Annotated in this window: 19 protein-coding genes and 1 pseudogene; 14 read left to right on the forward strand and 6 right to left on the reverse strand. The window is 59.1% G+C overall.

All coding sequences use genetic code 11. From position 1 onward, the window contains the following. Positions 1-41: 41 nt before the first annotated feature. The 3 genes from spoT to ACS4NR_RS20945 all read left to right on the forward strand — a co-directional run bounded on the left by spoT (position 42) and on the right by ACS4NR_RS20945 (position 3,366). Positions 42-2,147, forward strand: coding sequence for a bifunctional GTP diphosphokinase/guanosine-3',5'-bis pyrophosphate 3'-pyrophosphohydrolase (gene spoT / locus ACS4NR_RS20935; RefSeq protein WP_025112705.1), 2,106 nt, complete (start codon positions 42-44; stop codon positions 2,145-2,147). 24 nt (positions 2,148-2,171) lie between these two features. Beyond that, a complete protein-coding gene (locus ACS4NR_RS20940) occupies positions 2,172-2,552 on the forward strand; it encodes a RidA family protein (protein ID WP_003229509.1) in 381 nt (126 codons plus the stop codon). 73 nt (positions 2,553-2,625) lie between these two features. Continuing rightward, positions 2,626-3,366 carry a hypothetical protein gene (locus ACS4NR_RS20945; RefSeq protein WP_456018230.1) on the forward strand — a complete coding sequence of 247 codons (741 nt, stop codon included), beginning with the start codon at positions 2,626-2,628 and terminating at the stop codon, positions 3,364-3,366. A gap of 137 nt (positions 3,367-3,503) precedes the next feature. Here ACS4NR_RS20945 and ACS4NR_RS20950 read toward each other — a convergent pair whose 3' ends face one another. Continuing rightward, positions 3,504-4,361: an SDR family oxidoreductase gene (locus ACS4NR_RS20950; protein WP_095137705.1), complete on the reverse strand. Its 858-nt coding sequence runs from the start codon at positions 4,359-4,361 to the stop codon at positions 3,504-3,506. A gap of 188 nt (positions 4,362-4,549) precedes the next feature. On the opposite strand from ACS4NR_RS20950, the gene exbB reads away from it, so the two are divergent. The 6 genes from exbB (at position 4,550) to ACS4NR_RS20980 (ending at position 11,435) form a co-directional block, all read left to right on the forward strand. Further along, the gene (exbB, locus tag ACS4NR_RS20955) at positions 4,550-5,506 is read left to right on the forward strand and encodes a tonB-system energizer ExbB (protein WP_456018231.1); all 957 of its coding nucleotides are present in this window, start codon (positions 4,550-4,552) and stop codon (positions 5,504-5,506) included. A gap of 6 nt (positions 5,507-5,512) precedes the next feature. Continuing rightward, the gene (exbD, locus tag ACS4NR_RS20960) at positions 5,513-5,941 is read left to right on the forward strand and encodes a TonB system transport protein ExbD (protein WP_007920333.1); all 429 of its coding nucleotides are present in this window, start codon (positions 5,513-5,515) and stop codon (positions 5,939-5,941) included. Next, positions 5,938-6,687, forward strand: coding sequence for an energy transducer TonB family protein (locus ACS4NR_RS20965; protein WP_095137707.1), 750 nt, complete (start codon positions 5,938-5,940; stop codon positions 6,685-6,687). Before exbD ends, ACS4NR_RS20965 begins: the two co-directional genes overlap by 4 nt. A gap of 254 nt (positions 6,688-6,941) precedes the next feature. Further along, positions 6,942-7,871 (forward strand): hydrogen peroxide-inducible genes activator, encoded by a 930-nt coding sequence (locus ACS4NR_RS20970; protein ID WP_027610401.1) that lies wholly within the window; start codon positions 6,942-6,944, stop codon positions 7,869-7,871. 8 nt (positions 7,872-7,879) lie between these two features. Then, positions 7,880-9,955 (forward strand): ATP-dependent DNA helicase RecG, encoded by a 2,076-nt coding sequence (recG, locus tag ACS4NR_RS20975; RefSeq protein ID WP_027610400.1) that lies wholly within the window; start codon positions 7,880-7,882, stop codon positions 9,953-9,955. A gap of 79 nt (positions 9,956-10,034) precedes the next feature. After that, positions 10,035-11,435: an aminoacyl-tRNA deacylase and HDOD domain-containing protein gene (locus ACS4NR_RS20980; RefSeq protein ID WP_095137709.1), complete on the forward strand. Its 1,401-nt coding sequence runs from the start codon at positions 10,035-10,037 to the stop codon at positions 11,433-11,435. A gap of 62 nt (positions 11,436-11,497) precedes the next feature. On the opposite strand, the gene ACS4NR_RS20985 is transcribed toward ACS4NR_RS20980, so the two are convergent. Then, a complete protein-coding gene (locus ACS4NR_RS20985) occupies positions 11,498-12,862 on the reverse strand; it encodes a hypothetical protein (protein WP_456018232.1) in 1,365 nt (454 codons plus the stop codon). A gap of 278 nt (positions 12,863-13,140) precedes the next feature. Further along, positions 13,141-13,524 carry a helicase gene (locus ACS4NR_RS20990; protein WP_003229522.1) on the reverse strand — a complete coding sequence of 128 codons (384 nt, stop codon included), beginning with the start codon at positions 13,522-13,524 and terminating at the stop codon, positions 13,141-13,143. 518 nt (positions 13,525-14,042) lie between these two features. On the opposite strand from ACS4NR_RS20990, the gene ACS4NR_RS20995 reads away from it, so the two are divergent. The 5 genes and pseudogenes from ACS4NR_RS20995 to ACS4NR_RS21015 form a co-directional block, all read left to right on the forward strand. Continuing rightward, complete coding sequence (locus tag ACS4NR_RS20995; RefSeq protein WP_456018233.1) at positions 14,043-14,423, forward strand: DUF6124 family protein; 381 nt, start codon at positions 14,043-14,045, stop codon at positions 14,421-14,423. Positions 14,424-14,442: 19 nt separating this feature from the next. Then, positions 14,443-14,775 (forward strand): IS66-like element accessory protein TnpA, encoded by a 333-nt coding sequence (gene tnpA / locus ACS4NR_RS21000; protein ID WP_456018234.1) that lies wholly within the window; start codon positions 14,443-14,445, stop codon positions 14,773-14,775. Continuing rightward, a complete protein-coding gene (gene tnpB, locus ACS4NR_RS21005; protein ID WP_046481531.1) occupies positions 14,772-15,107 on the forward strand; it encodes an IS66 family insertion sequence element accessory protein TnpB in 336 nt (111 codons plus the stop codon). Before tnpA ends, tnpB begins: the two co-directional genes overlap by 4 nt. A gap of 81 nt (positions 15,108-15,188) precedes the next feature. Then, positions 15,189-16,736 (forward strand): IS66 family transposase, encoded by a 1,548-nt coding sequence (gene tnpC / locus ACS4NR_RS21010; RefSeq protein WP_456018235.1) that lies wholly within the window; start codon positions 15,189-15,191, stop codon positions 16,734-16,736. A gap of 697 nt (positions 16,737-17,433) precedes the next feature. Further along, a pseudogene (locus tag ACS4NR_RS21015) lies at positions 17,434-17,529 on the forward strand (DUF6124 family protein); the annotation flags it as partial. A gap of 500 nt (positions 17,530-18,029) precedes the next feature. Here the strand turns inward: ACS4NR_RS21015 and ACS4NR_RS21020 are convergent. Genes ACS4NR_RS21020 through ACS4NR_RS21030 form a run of 3 tightly spaced genes read right to left on the reverse strand, consistent with a single transcriptional unit; the run spans position 18,030 to position 20,533 of the window. Beyond that, positions 18,030-18,629, reverse strand: coding sequence for a lysozyme inhibitor LprI family protein (locus tag ACS4NR_RS21020; protein WP_134784993.1), 600 nt, complete (start codon positions 18,627-18,629; stop codon positions 18,030-18,032). Further along, positions 18,626-19,714, reverse strand: a complete 1,089-nt coding sequence (locus ACS4NR_RS21025; protein WP_456018236.1) for a tetratricopeptide repeat protein — start codon at positions 19,712-19,714, stop codon at positions 18,626-18,628. Before ACS4NR_RS21025 ends, ACS4NR_RS21020 begins: the two co-directional genes overlap by 4 nt. Positions 19,715-19,774: 60 nt before the next feature. Beyond that, the gene (locus ACS4NR_RS21030) at positions 19,775-20,533 is read right to left on the reverse strand and encodes a lysozyme inhibitor LprI family protein (protein WP_456018237.1); all 759 of its coding nucleotides are present in this window, start codon (positions 20,531-20,533) and stop codon (positions 19,775-19,777) included.

The following is a 20,533-nucleotide window of genomic DNA, read 5'->3' on the forward strand; positions in this document are numbered from 1 at the left end:
CGTAGCACGGCGCGGGAACACAGCCTACGGCAGGAGTCATCATGCCGAGCATAGACGCCCTCGCCGATCGCTTATCGACCTACCTCGGCAACGACCAGGTCAACCTGGTCCGCCGAGCGTATTTCTACGCCGAACAAGCCCATGACGGTCAACGCCGTCGCAGCGGCGAGGCGTACGTCACGCATCCTCTTGCGGTGGCGAATATTCTTGCCGACATGCACATGGACCATCAGAGCCTGATGGCCGCGATGCTGCATGACGTGATCGAAGACACCGGTATCGCCAAAGAAGCGCTGCAAGCGCAGTTTGGTGAAACCGTGGCCGAACTGGTCGACGGGGTCAGCAAACTGACCCAGATGAACTTCGAGACCAAGGCCGAAGCCCAGGCCGAAAACTTCCAGAAAATGGCCATGGCCATGGCGCGCGACATTCGCGTGATCCTGGTCAAACTCGCCGACCGCCTGCACAACATGCGCACGCTGGAAGTGCTGTCCGGGGAAAAACGTCGCCGGATCGCCAAGGAAACCCTCGAAATCTACGCGCCCATCGCCAACCGGCTGGGCATGCACGCCATTCGTATCGAGTTCGAAGACCTCGGCTTCAAAGCCATGCACCCGATGCGTTCCGCGCGGATCTACCAGGCGGTCAAGCGCGCCCGGGGCAACCGCAAGGAAATCGTCAACAAGATCGAAGAGTCCCTCGGCCATTGCCTCGCGATCGACGGCATCCAGGGCGAAGTCAGCGGTCGCCAGAAACACCTCTACGGCATCTACAAGAAAATGCGCGGCAAGCGTCGGGCCTTCAACGAGATCATGGACGTCTATGCGTTCCGGATCATCGTCGACAAGGTCGATACCTGCTACCGCGTGCTGGGTGCCGTGCATAATTTGTACAAACCGTTGCCGGGGCGCTTCAAGGATTACATCGCGATCCCTAAGGCCAACGGCTATCAGTCGCTGCACACCACGCTGTTCGGCATGCACGGCGTACCGATCGAGATCCAGATCCGCACCCGAGAAATGGAAGAGATGGCCAACAACGGCATTGCCGCACACTGGCTGTACAAATCCAGCGGTGACGAGCAGCCGAAAGGCACCCATGCCCGCGCCCGCCAGTGGGTCAAAGGCGTGCTGGAAATGCAGCAACGTGCCGGCAACTCGCTGGAATTCATCGAGAGCGTGAAGATCGACCTGTTCCCGGACGAGGTCTACGTGTTCACGCCCAAAGGCCGGATCATGGAGCTGCCCAAAGGCTCCACGGCGGTCGACTTTGCCTACGCGGTGCACACCGACGTCGGCAACAGCTGCATCGCCTGCCGGATCAACCGCCGACTCGCACCGCTGTCCGAACCGCTGCAAAGCGGCTCCACGGTCGAGATCGTCAGCGCCCCTGGCGCGCGGCCGAACCCGGCGTGGCTCAACTTCGTGGTCACCGGCAAGGCACGTACGCACATCCGCCATGCGCTGAAACTGCAGCGCCGCTCCGAGTCCATCAGCCTCGGCGAACGCTTGCTGAACAAAGTGCTCAACGGTTTCGACAGCTCGCTGGAGAAGATCCCGGCCGAGCGCGTCAAGGCGATGCTCAGCGAGTATCGCCTCGAACTGATTGAAGATTTGCTCGAAGACATTGGCCTGGGCAACCGCATGGCCTATGTCGTGGCGCGCCGTCTGCTCGGCGAAGGCGAACAGCTGCCGAGCCCGGAGGGGCCGCTGGCGATTCGCGGTACCGAAGGCCTGGTGCTCAGTTACGCCAAGTGCTGCACGCCGATCCCGGGCGACCCGATTGTCGGGCACCTGTCGGCGGGCAAAGGCATGGTCGTGCACCTGGACAACTGCCGCAACATCAGCGAAATCCGGCACAACCCGGAAAAATGCATCCAGCTTTCGTGGGCCAAGGATGTCACTGGCGAATTCAACGTCGAGCTGCGCGTCGAGCTGGAGCACCAGCGTGGCCTGATCGCCCTGCTGGCCAGCAGCGTCAACGCCGCCGACGGCAATATCGAGAAAATCAGCATGGACGAGCGCGATGGTCGCATCAGCGTCGTCCAACTGGTGGTCAGCGTCCACGACCGTGTGCACCTGGCCCGCGTGATCAAGAAACTGCGCGCCCTGACCGGGGTCATCCGCATCACCCGCATGCGTGCCTAATTCACACCTAACAAGGAGTCATACATGACCAAGACTGTTATCACCAGCGACAAGGCCCCAGCCGCCATCGGTACCTACTCCCAGGCGATCAAGGCCGGCAACACTGTCTACATGTCGGGCCAGATTCCTCTGGACCCAAAAACCATGGAACTGGTTGAAGGCTTCGAAGCCCAGACCGTCCAGGTGTTCGAGAACCTCAAAGCCGTGGCTGAAGCCGCTGGCGGTTCGTTCAAGGACATCGTCAAGCTGAACATCTTCCTCACCGACCTGAGCCACTTCGCCAAGGTCAACGAGATCATGGGCAAGTACTTCGATCAGCCGTACCCAGCGCGCGCCGCCATCGGCGTTGCTGCCCTGCCGAAGGGTTCGCAAGTCGAAATGGATGCCATCCTGGTCATCGAGTAATGCACACGGCGCAGCTTTCAAACGCTGCGCCGACTGCTCTGCGGTAAAGAAAAGGTTTTGAAAGGATTCCACCATGCGCAAAGCGCTTGCTCTCTCGCTGCTCGCCATTTTCCTCGGCGGCTGTGCCAGCGACCCCGCCGACCGTGACATCAGCGGCACCTGGATCAACCAGGTGGCGATCGACGCTGCTGCCAAGGGCGGCCCCCTGCGCGAAGCGCTTCAGGCCTATGGCCCGAACCTGGAGTGGGACGTCAACACCAAGGCCGGTCAGGCCCGCTACACCAATGGTTTCGAGAACGTCGAAGGACGGCTGCAGGGCGAAGAGTCCGGCGCCTGGAAAGTCGACTTCTATGGCAGCTCCGGCAGTGAGCTGAAACGCGACGGTGGCCGGATGAAACAAGCCGCCACCGAGAACGAGCCGGATCAGTTGTTCGACCGCGCACAAATCCCCGTACCGGAAGGCGCGCCAATTGGCGCCAGCTTCGAGCGCGCACTGTATTCGGCCTACCTGGGCGGCAGCTGGAAGATTGCCAGCGGCGACGGCGAAGGCAACACCGTGCAATTCCAGGCTGACGGCCAGGTCTCCGGTCTGCCCGGTGCCGACCGCTATGCCCTGTGCCTGGCAGGCGACTGCGCCTCGATGAACAGCGACCACGACAGCATGTGGCTGCAACTCAATGGCCAAGGCAACAACTGGATCTTTGCCCGCAAAGGCAAGGCGCTGGAGATCTTCCAGGCAGTGAACAGCGCACTGGCGGATGAAATGCCGCAGTTCACTCCGGGTGAGCGCAAGTGGTTGCTTGAGAAGCAGTAACCACACCTGAGAGCAACCCATAACCCTGTGGGAGCGGGCTTGCTCGCGAAGGGGATGTGTCAGTCGACATCAATGTTGCCTGACACACCCTCTTCGCGAGCAAGCCCGCTCCCACAGTGGTTTGTGGTGTCTGGAAGTCAGCATTTGCCTTCAAGAATCGCCGCATAACCTTCGCGATAACTGGGATACGTCGGCGTCCACCCCAACGCCTTCGCCCGGGCATTGCTGCAGCGCTTGCTGCCGGTGCGGCGTACGCTGGCGTCTTCCGCCCAATCGGTGACACCCAGATACTCGCGCAGCCAGGCGACCACTTCGGCAAGAGGTGCCGGTGCATCGTCCACACCGATATAAACATCCTGCAACGTCTCGCCCCGATCAGCCGCCTGTAGCAGAAACGCCATCAGCCCCGCCGCGTCATCAGCATGAATGCGATTGCCGTACAGCGGCGGCTCGACCGCCACCCGATAGCCGCGACGCACCTGGGTCAACAGCCATTCACGACCTGGGCCGTAAATACCGGTCAGGCGCACGATGCTCGCCGGGATACCGCTTTTCAGCGCCACTTGCTCAGCCTCAAGCATCACTCGCCCTGAATAGCCGCTGGCGACGGTCGCTGAATGCTCGTCGACCCACTCCCCTTCCTGCTGGCCGTACACGCTGCTGCTGGAAACGAACAGAAGCCGATCAGGCGTCTGCCCGTAGTCGTCCAGCCAGCTCAGTACATTCTGCAAACCCTGCACGTAAGCCGCACGATAACCGGCTTCATCGTGATCGGTCGCCGCCGCGCAATACACCAGGTAATCCACCGCTCCGACCGGCCAGGTCTCCGGGCAATCTTCCTTGAACAGGTCACCGGCCACGCCGATGACGCCGTCCGGCAAGCGCGAAACATCACGGCGCAGACCATGCACCTCCCAGCCGGCAGCCAGCAATTGCTTAGCCAGACGACTGCCGACATCACCACAACCGGCAATCAAAACAGAAGGTGCGGACATCAAAAAACTCCCAAACGAAAGGAACAGACTAGCCCTCACAAAGGACGAACGGCTAGCAATCGAGGAAAAAAAGATACTCTATTACTTCTGTTAACAAGAATTACTTGCAATAATGCACCCCACTTTTGTTCTCGGCCTCTCGAGGCCTGGAAGAGCATCAACCGTTTTCTACTTCAGGTCCGGCCAGCATGACACGTAATCAAAACCCCGCTTCGCCAACCAAACGACCTCGCGCCTTCAGCGCGGTGGCGGCCCTGCTGCTCAGCCTGATGCTGGCGCCGACCGCCGCCTTCGCCGATGCCCAGGCGCCAGCCGCCCCGGCTGCCACCGAACAACACGCACCTGCCGCCGCCGCGCCAGCCACCACCGATCCGATGCAGGCGGTCGACGCCAGCCCGGCCGACGCGCCTGAAGTGCTCGAACCCGACAACAGCCTGGGCATGGCCCACGACCTGTCGCCATGGGGCATGTACCAGAACGCCGACATCATCGTGAAAATCGTGATGATCGGTCTGGCCATCGCTTCCATCATCACCTGGACCATCTGGATCGCCAAAGGCTTCGAGCTGATGGGCGCCAAGCGTCGTCTGCGCGGTGAAATAGCTGCGCTGAAAAAAGCCGCGACCCTCAAGGAAGCCAGCGCCACTGCGGCGAAGGAAGGCACCCTCGCCAACCTGCTGGTGCACGACGCGCTCGAAGAGATGCGCCTGTCGGTCAACAGCCGCGAGAAAGAAGGCATCAAGGAGCGCGTCAGCTTCCGTCTTGAGCGTCTGGTCGCTGCCTGTGGCCGCAACATGAGCAGCGGTACCGGCGTCCTCGCCACTATCGGCTCCACCGCTCCGTTCGTCGGCCTGTTCGGTACCGTGTGGGGCATCATGAACAGCTTCATCGGCATCGCCAAGACTCAGACCACCAACCTTGCCGTCGTGGCGCCGGGCATCGCCGAAGCGCTGCTGGCCACCGCGCTGGGTCTGGTTGCTGCGATTCCTGCAGTGGTGATCTACAACGTGTTCGCCCGCTCCATCGCCGGCTACAAGGCGCAGGTGTCCGACGCTTCGGCGCAGGTCCTGTTGCTGGTCAGCCGTGACCTCGATCACCAGCCTGAGCGCAGCAGCTCGCAACCACACATGGTGAAAGTGGGGTAATCGGCCATGGGCCTGCATTTGAAAGAAGGCGCAGACGACGATCTGGCCGAGAACCACGAAATCAACGTCACGCCGTTCATCGACGTGATGCTGGTACTGCTGATCATCTTCATGGTGGCCGCGCCGCTGGCTACCGTGGACATCAAAGTCGACCTGCCGGCCTCGACCGCCAAACCGGCGCCGCGCCCAGAGAAACCGGTGTTTCTCAGCGTCAAGGCTGACCAGCGCCTGTACATCGGCGACGATGAAGTGAAAGCCGAAACCCTTGGCGCCGTGCTCGACGCCAAGACCCAGGGCAAGAAAGACACCACCATCTTCTTCCAGGCCGACAAGGGCGTGGACTACGGCGACCTGATGAGCGTGATGGATAAATTGCGCTCGGCCGGTTATCTGAAGGTCGGTCTGGTCGGACTTGAGACGGCAGCCAAGAAATGATCACGACGCGCCATAAGCTGACGCGTTACAGCGGTAGCCTGGCCGTGGTGCTGGGCGTTCACGCGCTGGCCATCGCGCTGGCGCTGAACTGGACCGCCCGCCCGCCCATCGAACTGCCGCCGCAGGCAATGATGGTCGAGCTGGCACCGGTTCCGACCCCGCCACCGCCTGCTCCGCCGAAAGTCGTCACACCGCCGCAGCCACCGGCTCCGGTCGAAGAGTTGCCGATTCCGAAACTGGCTGAAGCACCCAAGGCCGAGATTGCCGTACCGAAGCCCAAACCCAAGCCAAAGCCGAAACCGCAGCCGCCCAAACCGGTGGAGAAAAAACCGGAGCCGGTGAAGGAAAAACCTTCCGAGGAAAAACCGGCGGAGACACAGCCGACCCAGGCACCGACGGAGAAATCCGCACAGCCGGCACCGGGACCGTCGCCCGCACAAATGGCCGCCAAGGCCAGCTGGCAAAACACCCTGCTCGCGCACTTGGGCAAGTACAAGAAGTACCCGGCCAGTGCGCAGGCTCGCGGCAAGGAAGGCTTGAACCGTCTGCGTTTCGTCGTCGACGCTGAAGGCAATGTGTTGTCGTTCGAACTGGTGGGCCGCTCGGGCAACGCCGATCTGGACCGGGCCACCCTGGAAATGATCCGCCGCGCACAACCGCTGCCCAAGCCACCGGCCGACATGCTGAACAACGGCTCGATCGAAATTGTCGCGCCGTTTGTGTACTCGCTGGATAAACGCCGCTGATCCATTGTGGGAGCGGGCGTGCTCGCGAAAGCGTCGTGTCAGTCGACATCCATGTATCTGACACACCGCATTCGCGAGCAAGCCCGCTCCCACAGGGTCGACAGTGAGATCGAAAAGGCACCGAAAGGTGCCTTTTGCCTATCTGGCAACGGCAAACTCACATTGCCCGGTGTCGCATTCCTCACTCAGTCTGATAACGTGCGTCTATCGATTGCAGCCGTTATGCTTGGCCCGCAACTTCATGGACGCTCGCTATGACTCTCACAGAATTACGCTACATCGTTACCCTCGCCCAAGAGCAGCACTTCGGCCACGCCGCCGAGCGTTGCCACGTCAGTCAGCCGACCCTGTCGGTGGGCGTGAAAAAACTTGAAGACGAACTCGGTGTGCTGATTTTCGAGCGCAGCAAAAGCGCCGTGCGCCTGACTCCGGTCGGCGAAGGCATCGTCGCCCAAGCACAGAAAGTCCTCGAGCAGGCGCAAGGCATCCGTGAACTGGCCCAGGCCGGCAAGAACCAGCTGACCGCCCCACTGAAAGTCGGCGCGATCTACACCGTCGGGCCGTACCTGTTCCCGCACCTGATTCCACAACTGCACCGGGTCGCCCCGCAGATGCCGTTGTACATCGAAGAAAACTTCACCCACGTGCTGCGCGACAAACTGCGCAACGGCGAGCTCGACGCAATCATCATCGCCCTGCCGTTCAACGAAGCCGACGTGCTGACCCTGCCGCTGTACGACGAGCCGTTCTACGTCCTGATGCCGGCCCAGCACCCGTGGACGCAAAAAGAATCCATCGACGCCGCCCTGCTCAACGACAAGAGCCTGCTGCTGCTCGGCGAAGGCCACTGCTTCCGCGATCAGGTGCTCGAAGCCTGCCCGACCCTGACCAAGGGCAACGACGGCGCCAAACACACCACGGTGGAATCCAGCTCGCTGGAGACCATCCGCCACATGGTCGCGTCCGGTCTGGGCATCTCGATCCTGCCGCTGTCGGCGGTGGACAGCCACCACTACGCCCCGGGCGTGATCGAAGTGCGCCCACTGTCGGCGCCGGTGCCGTTCCGTACCGTGGCGATTGCCTGGCGTGCAAGCTTCCCGCGGCCGAAAGCCATTGAGATCCTCGCCGACTCCGTTCGCCTGTGCTCGGTGGCCAAGCCCGCCGCACCGGTCACGGCCGGTTAGCCAGGGTCATGACCGAGCTGTCGCAAGTGTCGGTGACGGCACTCAAGGGTGTCGGCGAAGCCATGGCCGAGAAACTGGCCAAGGTCGGCCTGGAAAACCTCCAGGACGTGCTGTTTCACCTGCCGCTGCGTTATCAGGATCGCACCCGCGTGGTGCCGATCGGCCACTTGCGCCCGGGCCAGGACGCGGTGGTCGAAGGCACCGTCAGCGGTGCCGACGTGGTCATGGGCCGGCGTCGCAGCCTGGTGGTGCGCATGCAGGACGGCACCGGCGGCCTGAGCCTGCGCTTCTACCATTTCAGCAACGCGCAGAAAGAAGGCCTCAAGCGCGGCACGCGGATTCGCTGCTACGGCGAAGTCCGGCCCGGCGCTTCGGGACTGGAAATCTATCACCCGGAATACCGCGCCATCACCGGTGACGAACCGCCGCCCGTGGATGAAACCCTGACCCCGGTTTACCCACTCACCGAGGGCCTGACCCAACAGCGCCTGCGCCAGTTGTGCATGCAGACCCTGACCCTGCTCAAGCCGAACACCCTGCCCGACTGGTTGCCGACCGAACTGGCCCGCGACTACCAACTGGCGCCGCTGGCCGATGCGATACGCTACCTGCACAACCCGCCCGCCGACGCCGATGTCGATGAGCTGGCCCTCGGTCATCACTGGGCCCAGCATCGGCTGGCCTTCGAAGAACTGCTGACCCATCAACTGTCGCAACAACGTCTGCGCGAGAGCATGCGTTCACTGCGCGCGCCGGCGATGCCGAAGGCGAAAAAGCTGCCACCGAAATACCTCGCCAACCTCGGTTTCAACCCGACCGGTGCGCAGCAACGGGTCGGCAACGAAATCGCCTACGACCTCAGCCAGCACGAACCGATGCTGCGGCTGATTCAGGGCGACGTCGGCGCGGGTAAAACCGTGGTCGCGGCTCTCGCGGCACTGCAAGCGCTGGAGGCCGGTTATCAGGTTGCGCTGATGGCGCCGACCGAGATCCTCGCAGAGCAACACTTCATCACCTTCAAGCGCTGGCTCGAACCGCTGGGCATCGACGTCGCGTGGCTGGCCGGCAAGCTCAAGGGCAAGAATCGCGTCGCCGCGCTGGAACAGATCGCCAGCGGCACGCCGATGGTGGTCGGCACTCACGCGCTGTTCCAGGACGAAGTGCAGTTCAAGAACCTCGCGCTGGTGATCATCGACGAACAACACCGCTTCGGCGTGCAGCAGCGTCTGGCGCTGCGGCAGAAAGGCGTCGGCGGGCGCATGTGTCCGCATCAACTGATCATGACCGCCACGCCGATTCCACGCACCCTGGCGATGAGCGCCTACGCCGACCTCGACACCTCGATCCTCGACGAACTGCCGCCCGGTCGAACCCCGGTCAACACTGTGCTGGTCACCGACACCCGCCGCGTCGAAGTCATCGAACGCGTGCGCAGCGCCTGCGCCGAGGGCCGTCAGGCCTATTGGGTATGCACGCTGATCGAAGAGTCGGAAGAGCTGACCTGTCAGGCCGCCGAAACCACTTTTGAAGACCTCACCGCCGCCCTCGGCGAGCTGAAAGTCGGGCTGATCCACGGCCGCATGAAACCCGCCGAGAAAGCCGCCGTCATGGCTGAATTCAAGGCCGGCAACCTGCAACTGCTGGTCGCCACCACGGTGATCGAAGTCGGCGTCGACGTGCCCAACGCCAGCCTGATGATCATCGAAAACCCCGAACGCCTCGGCCTCGCGCAACTGCATCAGTTGCGCGGTCGCGTCGGCCGGGGCAGCGCCGTCAGCCATTGCGTGCTGCTCTACCATCCGCCGCTGTCGCAGATCGGCCGCCAGCGCCTGGGCATCATGCGCGAGACCAACGACGGTTTCGTCATCGCCGAAAAAGACCTCGAACTGCGCGGCCCCGGCGAAATGCTCGGCACCCGCCAGACCGGTCTGCTGCAATTCAAGGTCGCCGACCTGATGCGCGACGCCGATCTGCTGCCCGCCGTGCGCGATGCTGCGCAAGCGCTGCTGGAACGCTGGCCGACGCACGTCAGCCCATTGCTCGACCGCTGGCTGCGTCACGGGCAGCAATACGGCCAAGTGTGAGCACCGTCGCAGTTTGTGCAGGATCGTTCCTACAGAGCTGGTTATACTCCTGCCATTGTTTCAAAAACGGATACACACCATGACTGACGCAGCTCTCGCCCCCGAACTCCCGCACGCGCCGTCTGTAATTCGGCTGCTGCTCGGCAAGCTGGGGATCGCCTACGAAGAAGTGCTCGACCACCACGGCCTCAACGCTTCGCGCAAGGTACAAGCCGTGTTGCTGGACGATGCTGTGGGCGCGCTGATGGTGCTGTTTCCGCAGAGCCAGTTGCTCGACCTCAACCGCCTCGCCGAACTGACTGGCCGGCGCCTGACCGCCGTGTCCACCGAGCGCCTGGAAAAGATGCTCGGCAAACACAGCCTGAGCCTGCTGCCGGGCCTGCCGGCACTCACTAGTTCGCCGTGCCTCTATGAAGAAAGCCTGCTGCGTGAACCCAAGCTGCTGATCAACTCCGGCGAGCCGGGCCTGCTGCTGGAAATCACCAGCGAAGCCTTCAAGAGCATGCTGACCAAGGCCAGTGCCGCCAATTTCGGCGAAGCCCTGAGCAGCATCCGCCCGAACCTCGACCGCCCGGACGATGACCGCGAGGAAATCACCCAGGCCGTGCAGGCATTCACCGCACGCCGGATCCAGCAGCGTCTGGAAGCGACCATCGAGATTCCACCGCTGGCCGAGACGGCGCAAAAAATCATCAAGTTGCGCGTCGACCCCAATGCCACCATCGACGACATCACCGGCGTGGTCGAAACCGACCCGGCGCTGGCTGCACAAGTGGTGAGCTGGGCGGCGTCGCCGTACTACGCTTCGCCGGGCAAGATCCGTTCGGTGGAAGACGCGATCGTTCGCGTGCTCGGTTTCGATCTGGTGATCAACCTCGCCCTGGGCCTGGCCCTCGGCAAGACCCTGAGCCTGCCGAAAGACCATCCGCAACACACCACGCCGTACTGGCAGCAATCGATCTATACCGCCGCCGTCATCGAAGGCCTGACCCGCGCCATGCCGCGCGCCCAGCGCCCGGAAGCCGGCCTGACCTATCTGGCCGGTCTGCTGCACAACTTCGGCTACCTGCTGCTGGCCCACGTGTTCCCGCCGCACTTCTCGCTGATCTGCCGTCACCTCGAGGTCAACCCGCACCTGTGCCACAGCTACATCGAGCAGCACCTGCTGGGCATCAGCCGCGAACAGATCGGCTCGTGGCTGATGCGCTACTGGGACATGCCCGATGAACTGGCCACCGCCCTGCGCTTCCAGCACGACCCGAGCTACGACGGCGCCTACGCCGAATACCCGAACCTCGTCTGCCTGGCCGTACGCCTGCTGCGCAGCCGCGGCATCGGCTCCGGCCCCGACGAAGACATCCCCGACGCCCTGCTCGAACGTGTCGGCCTGACTCGCGACAAAGCCAACGACGTAGTCAGTAAAGTCCTCGAAGCCGAAGTCCTACTGCGCGAACTGGCCTCGCAATTCAGCCAGGCCTGAAACGCATCGCGGGCAAGTCTTGCTTCTGCAGAACAAGCCTGGCCCGCGACGCAAACTCACTATCAAGCCAGATAACGCAGCACATAACCCGGATAAGGCGGGGTGCCAAACGCTGTATAAGCGCAAACAACGATCCGGCGGTCGTCCGTTACTGTGCACCCTCTGAATATATCAACCCCGTTTTCATGGTTAAAGACTGCCCATCCTTTGCCCACGAATGCCGTATCAAGAGAGCCGCTCAGGTTATAGCGCGCAGTGACAACGGAACTCTTTTCATCAAGAAACGCCGCCCCTCCCTGTCCACTGACAACCAGCTTGCCATCGGTCTGCAAAACGCAGTGCTCCCAGGCAACTCCGTGCTCCGTGAAACGGGAAAACAGTGGTTTGCCGTTGTTGAAAACAAGATTGAAACTGCCGCTCGAGTTCAGCGCGACAATCAGCCCATCACGACGCGACTCAAGACTTGCGGCTCCCGTCGCTAACAGGCCACCGTCTGGTTTTAACACCATCGAAACAAGGTCAAGCCATTGGCTACTGTCGGTGATGGTTACGACACCATTCTTATTGTCGCCATAGCTCGCATCGACCTTGCCATGCTGGTCGTAGCGAATCACATAAGCGTCAGGCAACTCATCGGAAGTCGCTCTGCTGAAATCACCGCAGACCAGCACTTTTCCATCGGGCTGAACAGCCAAACCTGAAGCGTAATTCCAGCGGTGAGCGATATCAGGAAGCTCCACCAGCACAAAGCCTTTCTCATTGAAAGTCTTGTCCAGCGAGCCATCCGCATCAAGTCTCAGAACAAGCCCTCTCAAATAGTCAAAAGCGAAAAAGACAGTACTGCTAAGAACAATCTTTCCATCGAGCAGCCCTACACCAAGCATTCCAAAGCCACCCGCCTCTGCGGATGACTTCTCAACGTTTTTGTCGTCATGGCGACGGGTGAGAAAATTTGCATCCGGATGGCTGCGTGATTCGATGAGGTCGTACACATTGACAGTGACCATGCCGTCCTTTTCAGGACCGAAGGACGTGTCCATCTGGCCATCAGCCAATTGACGAACGACCGCGAGATCAATGGAACCGTTCGAGTGTTCCACCGTCCCCGTGACCAGCCATCCACCGTTGTCGAGGAGGCGCAAATGACGCGCAGAAAAAACAGCGCCTGCCCGAGAAGGAATCTCGACAATCCCCTGTTTCCCAAAAGTTGAATCTAATGTGCCGTCCTCTAACAACCTTGCAACTTTGGGCAGGGATTTCTCCGAGGATGAAGCGCTGAATAGCAATAGCATTTTATTGCCAGGTAACGAGGCGACAGATTCAGGGAACCTGCCCACAACGCCTTCAAAAGGCAGTTCAAGCTTGCCGCCTGAAGCAAAAGCAGGATCGAGCCCTTCGCTTGCCGTTGTTTTTTCGATATCACTCATGATCGCACTCCTTTTGATTTGCCAATGCTGCCCACCAATCGACACCGCTGACAGTGGAGCACCAATCAGAAATGGGCGCACCTGTCAGACCTGACAGGTGCGCAAAGGACTTAAGGAGTGCTACAGAGGACTTGCGAGCTAATCAGTAGAGCGCAAGCTTCGAGGGCGAGGCGTTGTTGCTACGGGATTTTGTGCTGGACCAGGATCGGGTTATCGACGTTGGAATCTCTGCGGGCGAGTTCGATTGCGATGAGTCCGACTCGCTCACTGGCCCCCAATCAGGCCTTGGGCTTGGCCTTCCTCGGCTTCAAATACTTCATCAACCCCTGAAACCACATCACCAGCGCCGGGTTGCCCTTGAGCTGAATCGACTTGTCCTGAATCCCCTGCATGAACGCCAGCTGCTTGTTCTTCGCCTGCATCGTGGCAAAGGCATAACCCGCATCCTTGAACGCAATCGCAAACGCCGGCTCCGCCACCACGCCAGACTTGCTGGTAACGCGCTGATTCTTCACCACGAAATGCCGCGCCACCTTCCCGTCCAGCGTCTGCAGCTGAAACACCAGATCCTTGTCACCCAACTGCTGCTGGAACGCAGGATTTGTCCGGCTGGCCTTACCCATCAACAAACCCATCATCCACAGAAGAAAACGAAATTTCATGCGCACAGCCTCAAAAGGAAAATGAACGGCCGGGGCAGTGTAAGGGATTCAGACGATAACGCCACTATCGGCCGCTATTGGAAGATGATGCAGACCATTTCCCGCACGATGACCGCCAAGTCACAACTCGGCACCCACCGTCCTACACCTGTTGAAACACATCCCTGTAGGAGCTGCCGAAGGCTGCGATCTTTTGATCTTCCGGCCTGCAAACCTATGGGAAATTTCCTGCAAAGCGTGGTGTTGTGCGTGAACTAGGCAGGATGAGGGTTCATCGATAGCCTCAATAGGTCACCACGAATTGGTGATACGGACGTGCAAGTCCGGCGGGAGTCCACATTGGTTATGGCAATTCGCCGAGCGTTTTCCTATGCTCGCGGATCGTTATGGCTGCTGTGTATGGGAGGCCTTAGGGTCTGCCGGGTGACTCCACCGGTCTTGCACACCTATGCACAGCTGCCACCACTTTCGAAGTGCGAGCGAAACGGTGTCGGCTCCTGAAACTGGAGTAAGACCGAATGATCAAACCAACACCCAATCCCCCCGAAACCCCAGACATATCGCCCTACGAATCGCTGGAATCCAAGAAATTCCACGAAGCCGCCGAACGCGCCCTCGACCATCACTTCAAACCGCGCACCGAATCCCAACCCAAACGCGAAACTGGCCTCTTCAGCCTCACCCCCGGCACCGACGCCGAAGCCCTCATGGCCAACGCCTCCGAAGACCTCCTGTCCATCAGCGCCATCGCCTGCGACCTCGCCGACGACCTCCACGGCTCCCGCCGCTCGGTAGCACTGGCCCTGAGCAGAATGGTATCCGTCCGGCCAAGTCATCTACCCAGCCCTGCAAAGCCAAGACATGGTGTGCACTTAAATTTAAGTGGGCACCATTTCTAGCCTTTTAAGCGGGTTTTCCATGCAGCCACAACGCCGTTCTTACTCCAAATCCTTCAAAGTCCAAGTGATTCAAGAGTGCGCCCAGCCCGGTGCCTCGATTGCCAGCGTCGCGCTGAGCCATAGCTTGAACGCGAACCTCGTCCACAAATGGATTCGAATCCAAACGCATAAAAACACTGAGCTGCAACCTACGTTTATTCCGTTACCCATGCCACTCGCCGGAGCAAATTCGCAGGCTGCATCCTCGAATATCTGCGTTGAAATCCAGCACCCGCGTGGCACTGTCAAAGTGAACTGGCCGACCGATAGTGCGGCTGACTGCGCGACTTTTTTGCGAGACCTGTTGCGATGATCCGCATCGACTCCATCTGGCTCGCCACTGAGCCCATGGACATGCGCGCCGGCACAGAAACCGCTCTGGCGCGTGTGGTCGCCGTGTTCGGTGCTGCGCAGCCGCACTGTGCTTATCTGTTCGCCAACCGTCGGGCCAATCGCATGAAAGTGCTGGTGCACGACGGAATGGGTATCTGGCTGGCAGCGCGCCGCCTACATCAAGGCAAGTTCTTCTGGCCGGGTTCTCGGCACGGCTCACAGATGGAGTTGGGTGCCGAACAACTACATGCCCTGGTGCTGGGTTTGCCTTGGCAAAGAGTCGGCCCAGGCGGCGCGATTTCCATCATATAACGCCCGCCACGACCAGCTAGGCCGTGCAATTGTCCGATGGGCCTATCGTTGCGTTCAGACTGTTCTGGCAAAATTGGTGGCATGACTTCGCTTCCTAATCTCGACCACTTTAGCCCTGAACAACTGCGCGCTCTGGCGGCGCAGTTGATGCAGCGTGTCGAGAGTCTCGATCAAAGAGTCGAGACGATGGGTAAGCAAATCCATCTTCACAAAACGGTCAACGAGAAACTGGCCCACGAGATCGCGCAGCTCAAGCGCTTCAAATTTGCCAAGCGCAGCGAGCAACTGAGCCCGGATCAGACCAGCCTGCTTGATGACCTGATCGACACCGACATCGCAGCCATGGAAGCCGAACTTGAAGCGCTACAGCCCGCTCCTGTTTCGACCGAGACTCGGCAAAAACCCAAGCGTACTGCCTTGCCGTCGCAGTTTCCGCGTACCCTGATCCACCACGAACCGGACTACAGTCACTGCCAGTGCGGCTGCGCCCTCAAGCGCATTGGCGAGGATGTCAGCGAGAAACTCGACTACACGCCGGGCGTGTTCACCGTCGAGCGGCACATCCGTGGCAAGTGGGTCTGTGATGAGTGCGAAACCCTGATCCAAGCACCAGTTCCGGCTCAGGTCATCGACAAAGGCATCCCGACCGCAGGGCTGCTGGCCCACGTCATGATCGCGAAGTTCGCTGACCATTTACCGCTCTATCGCCAAGAGTCGATTTTTGGTCGAGCCGGTTTCGCCATCGCCCGTTCGACCCTGGCGCAATGGGTCGGCAATTGTGGTGTGCAGTTGCAGCCGCTGGTCGATGCCCTGCGCGATGCTGTGCTCGAACATGAAGTAATCCATGCCGATGAAACGCCGGTACAAATGCTGACGCCGGGCGCAAAGAAAACTCATCGAGCGTATGTCTGGGCCTACGCCACCAGCCAGTTCTCGAAATTGGCGGCGGTCGTTTACGACTTCAGCCCCAGCCGCGCCGGAGAGCACGCACGTAACTTCCTGCAAGGCTGGAAGGGCAAGTTGGTCTGCGATGATTTTGGCGGGTACAAGGCCAGCTTTGAACTCGGCGTTACCGAAATCGGCTGCATGGCTCATGCGCGGCGTAAGTTCTTCGAACTGCACGCCACCAACAAGAGCCATCTTGCCGAGCAAGCCTTGAGATACATCCAGTTGCTGTACGAAATCGAGCGTGAAGTCCGCGACCTAGAGCCGGATGTACGACGCCGAATACGGCAAGAAAAAGCGGTGCCAGTGATGGACGCCATGCATGTCTGGATGATCGCCCAGCGCCATCTTGTGCATGATGGCTCGGCTATCAGTAAAGCTCTGGATTACAGTTTAAAACGCCGGAAAGCGCTGTCGCGCTACCTTGATGATGGGGCCGTACCCATTGACAATAATTGGGCAGAGAACCAGATGCGGCCGTGGGCGTTAGGTCGCAAGAACTGGCTCTTCGCAGGATCATTGCGCAGCGGCAAAAGGGCGGCGGCGATCATGAGTTTGATCCAATCGGCGCGCCTCAATGGGCATGATCCGTATGCTTATTTGAAGGACGTCCTCACACGCCTGCCGACGCAGCGGGCGTGTGAAATTTCCGAGTTGCTGCCGCATAGGTGGCAGCCGGTCTAATCACGCAAAGCTTGATGCTCGGACGTATGACTTCAGGTCGCACTGTTCCATTGCTCACCGATTAAGCACCAGTGTCGCGTCGCGGTAATTCGCCAAGGGCTTCTCTGGCCACGAATATCTCCTTACCGGTGACAAAGACTCGGTACCGAGGATCGTGTTTACCACCGTAGGGGATTTGATCAGACCAACTAATTACCCCTAGCTCTCTGAGCTCGTGCTCCAGGGCCACGGCGTTGTCTTGGGACTTAAAGAAGCCAACACAGTGGTCATGACGCATAGCCATGATGTACTTAAAGAAGAACTCGCATGCTTGGGACTCACTGCCTGAGGCATAGATTGGCGGTGAATCTAGACCCCTCTCCGTATAACAGACCTGCCACTGCGCGTCCCTGTGGCTTAGGCAAAAGGCGTCTGACGCCCCGCCACGGGAGCCGATGGCATACATGGACGGGTTGCATCCTTCTTCTAACAGGCGCTCTGCGAGCTCGCGTGTATTCATTGCATCCAAGAGATCGTCCTCGGTGCCGGTCAATGGGGGCAAAAAGGTGCAGGGCTTAATTGCACCTTCGTCGGGTAACAGCAGCGCATCACTGCGCCGCAGTCCCCTAAGTGTAAGGACGTGCAATCAAAAAGTATCCGGCCAACAAAGTCACCTACCCGACTCCAGCTATAAGGGCGAGATTCTGAAGGTGTGTTCGCTAGACGCTTACGCAGAATGGCGGATGGGGTGCGATTGATGGTGGAAGGGACGCTTGATCATATTGAAGTGCGGAACCTGGCAGCCAAGTCGTAGCGGGATTTGCGGATTAAAAAAGGGGACTTTAAGTCCCCTTTCTCAAGTACGTGAGTCACCACTGACAGCCTGTTTCAGGCAAAGCATTCATGTTGCTATCGTGTTCGAATATGTACTTCTTTCCGGACTTACGGTTTGTGTAAACGATTCCGTAAACGAAGGGATCCTGGCTCGCCATTACATAATCACCAGTCACAAGGCCTCCAGACACCTCCACCCACTTCGTCGTGATTTCGGGGGGCCGATTAGGGTTCGGAAACTCTTCTTCCGAGCCTCCATAGACGAGAGTAAGCGCCTCTTTCGACTTACTGTACCTAACGCTCGCAACTTGCCATTTGGCGCTCGAGTCGTGATACGTCCGCAATTCAAAATTGCTGCTCTTACCCTCTTGTGAACGGAAGCAATAGATCTCCGTTTTGACCTCGCTGTGAGCCACAAGAGGAAAGAGGAACGACAACGCAACAGATAACATCCGGATTGATTTCAAACCGATCATTCCTTCAACGGTTCAGAGGTAACTGAAAGCGCATCCGCACGCTGCAATTCGCGAAATCCTCACGGAACAAACGCTCGCTCATTTCGCAGTGCCCATCCGCATATTGCTTCCAAAGCGGATCATCGAACTCATCCCCTCCCAGTCGCTCAATGGCGGCCGCTAAATTTCTCTCACGATCCTTCCCCACAATCGCAGATGCCGCTTTGTAAAAGCCATCTAGCGGTAAGCCCGTCTGCAGAGCAACCAACTCCCCCAACCGAGCATTGGTTGTTTGCACGAGACACGCGAGCCTTTCGATGGGTGCCTCTGCACCGGGCAAAGCCGACTGATAGATATCCTCGCAAAACGACTCTTTGAAACGCACCCATTTCTTCTGCACATCGGTCAGCTGATTCTTGTCAGCAGGCGCCAAACTGACCAAGACTTTCTTATATTGCTCATTCAACACTGCATCGACTTTCTCGAAAGTCTGCTGACCACAAATGATCAAATCGGGATTGGAAAAACTGTCGGGATTACAGACTTCCTGGGCATGCGCAGGAATCAGCAAAGCAGCAAAAGAAACACCCGCGACCAGTCTACAGAGCGCCTTGAGTTTGATCATGACCCGGATACTCCGCCACTGCGCTCAGCTACCCGAGCAGGAATTTTCAAAGCCTTTCCCGCGTCCGACATACGCGACGCATATTGCTTGTACGCCGATACCGCTCGCTCTTTATCGTTCATAGCCCAATAGCTATCTGCGAGATTCAGGTAAGCCACCGTCCGCGCTGGGTTGTGTGCAATCACCGCATTCGACAGCTCAATGGACTCTGCGTAGTAACCCGCCTCGCCGAGCAGAAAACCGAAGTCGCTGGACCAGCCGGGACGCTGCGGGTAGTAGTACTTTGCGGCGATATAGCTATCCGGGGGACAAGTGTCATGTGAACCACCACCCATCAACGCGTAGCTCATCGTATCCTTGAAGGAAGAGTCATCACCCTTTCGGTAGGCTGCCAGCGCCATATCCAGCAGATCAGCTGAATCGACGGTCATCAATTTCTTTCTAACGCCCTCAATACTGCCAGTACGAGCAACCTGCAACTTCTGCAGCACTTCACGCCCATCGAAAGAAGCGAGAGTGATTGGGCCCAATGTCTGCACCGGCAACTCCACTACGCTGACAAGCGACCGATCACAGGAGTCGTTGTTCGCCACTTCCAGCAGAGCTTTCAGCTCAAACTGCTTTGAACCTCTGTTGAAGGCGAACAACAGGTTGAAGTTATAAATCGCGTTGTCTTCCTCACTGGTTACCAGCGCTATGTAATCCCCAGCCTCAACGAACGGCTGCTTGACCACAGCTTCCTCCGCCTGCGGATCAATGACAGTCATGGCTCCAGGGCGACCTTTGAGTACATGGACGCTGAAGACACCCTGAAGCGCAGACGAGTACTGACTCTTGATCAGAGGCAGCGCCTTCGACGAATCGAGCAAGATGTTCTCATCACGTGCCTGTACCGGCGCAATCAACAACCGGTTGGAGACCTCGTCCGTATCGCCCGCCAGCACAAAGACGTTTTGCCGAGATTCATCGCCTAATAAGTTTGCCGGGATTTCCTTGAGAACTTGGGGCGCAGCAAGCGCGGGAGAACCCGGTACAGCGACACAACAAGTTAGAGCGCAGAGAACGCTCTGCAATACGCGTTTCACTTTCTTCAATCCTTGATTCAATCAAATGATGTCCAAATACGCCCAATAGATCTTGCCCGTTTAAGCACCGGGCTCAAACGAACCGCATTTCAGTTCTTTGATTTGCTCATTCTGAATCGGAATCACACAGGCAAGGCGCTTCTCTCCAAGTCCACGAAGCTCCGTCAAACTGAGCGTCACGTGCAACCCATCCTCGGCAAACACATGATCCTCAAACCCGGCATCGGCATATTCCGTCCAAAATGCCTTGCCTTCGAAACTGCAGAACCGCTTGGAGGACAGCACTCTCCATCCGCCATTGGGCGCCAATATCTGGACTGTCAGGCATGGGCTGCCAAAGGTGCTGACATAGCGCGCGACGACATCCCCAAATCGATGGGCGTCGGTTCTGGACACTTTGTTGAGATCGACCATATTAACCGGCTCATCAGCGACGATTGTGTCCAGGTAAGCCGCACGCTCCAGACTCATTCTGGCCATGCAGTTGTTGATAGTCGTAACATGCGCTGCCATCCCAGGCTCGATTTCCGTGGCTTCTAGCGGGCATGTGGTGTCGCGTAGCTTGATCCAGGCGCGCTGGGACTCTCTGGCCATGGCGACCAGCGCCTTACCCTGCTCAGGGTCACGCCGTTGTTGAGACTCAAACCGTCCCAGCAGTTTCTTGTAGCTGGCATTGAGTTGCGTGTCGGCTTCCTTGCGGGCTGCCTCCGCACACCGATCGACCTGGGCGCTAACGGTGATTTCTTTGCAGTCGTCCTCGGCCATCGCAAAAGAGGCAAACAGGCATCCAAAGGACAAAGCGATAAAACGCACAAACAT

The sequence above is a fragment of the Pseudomonas sp. JQ36 genome, assembly GCF_053851495.1.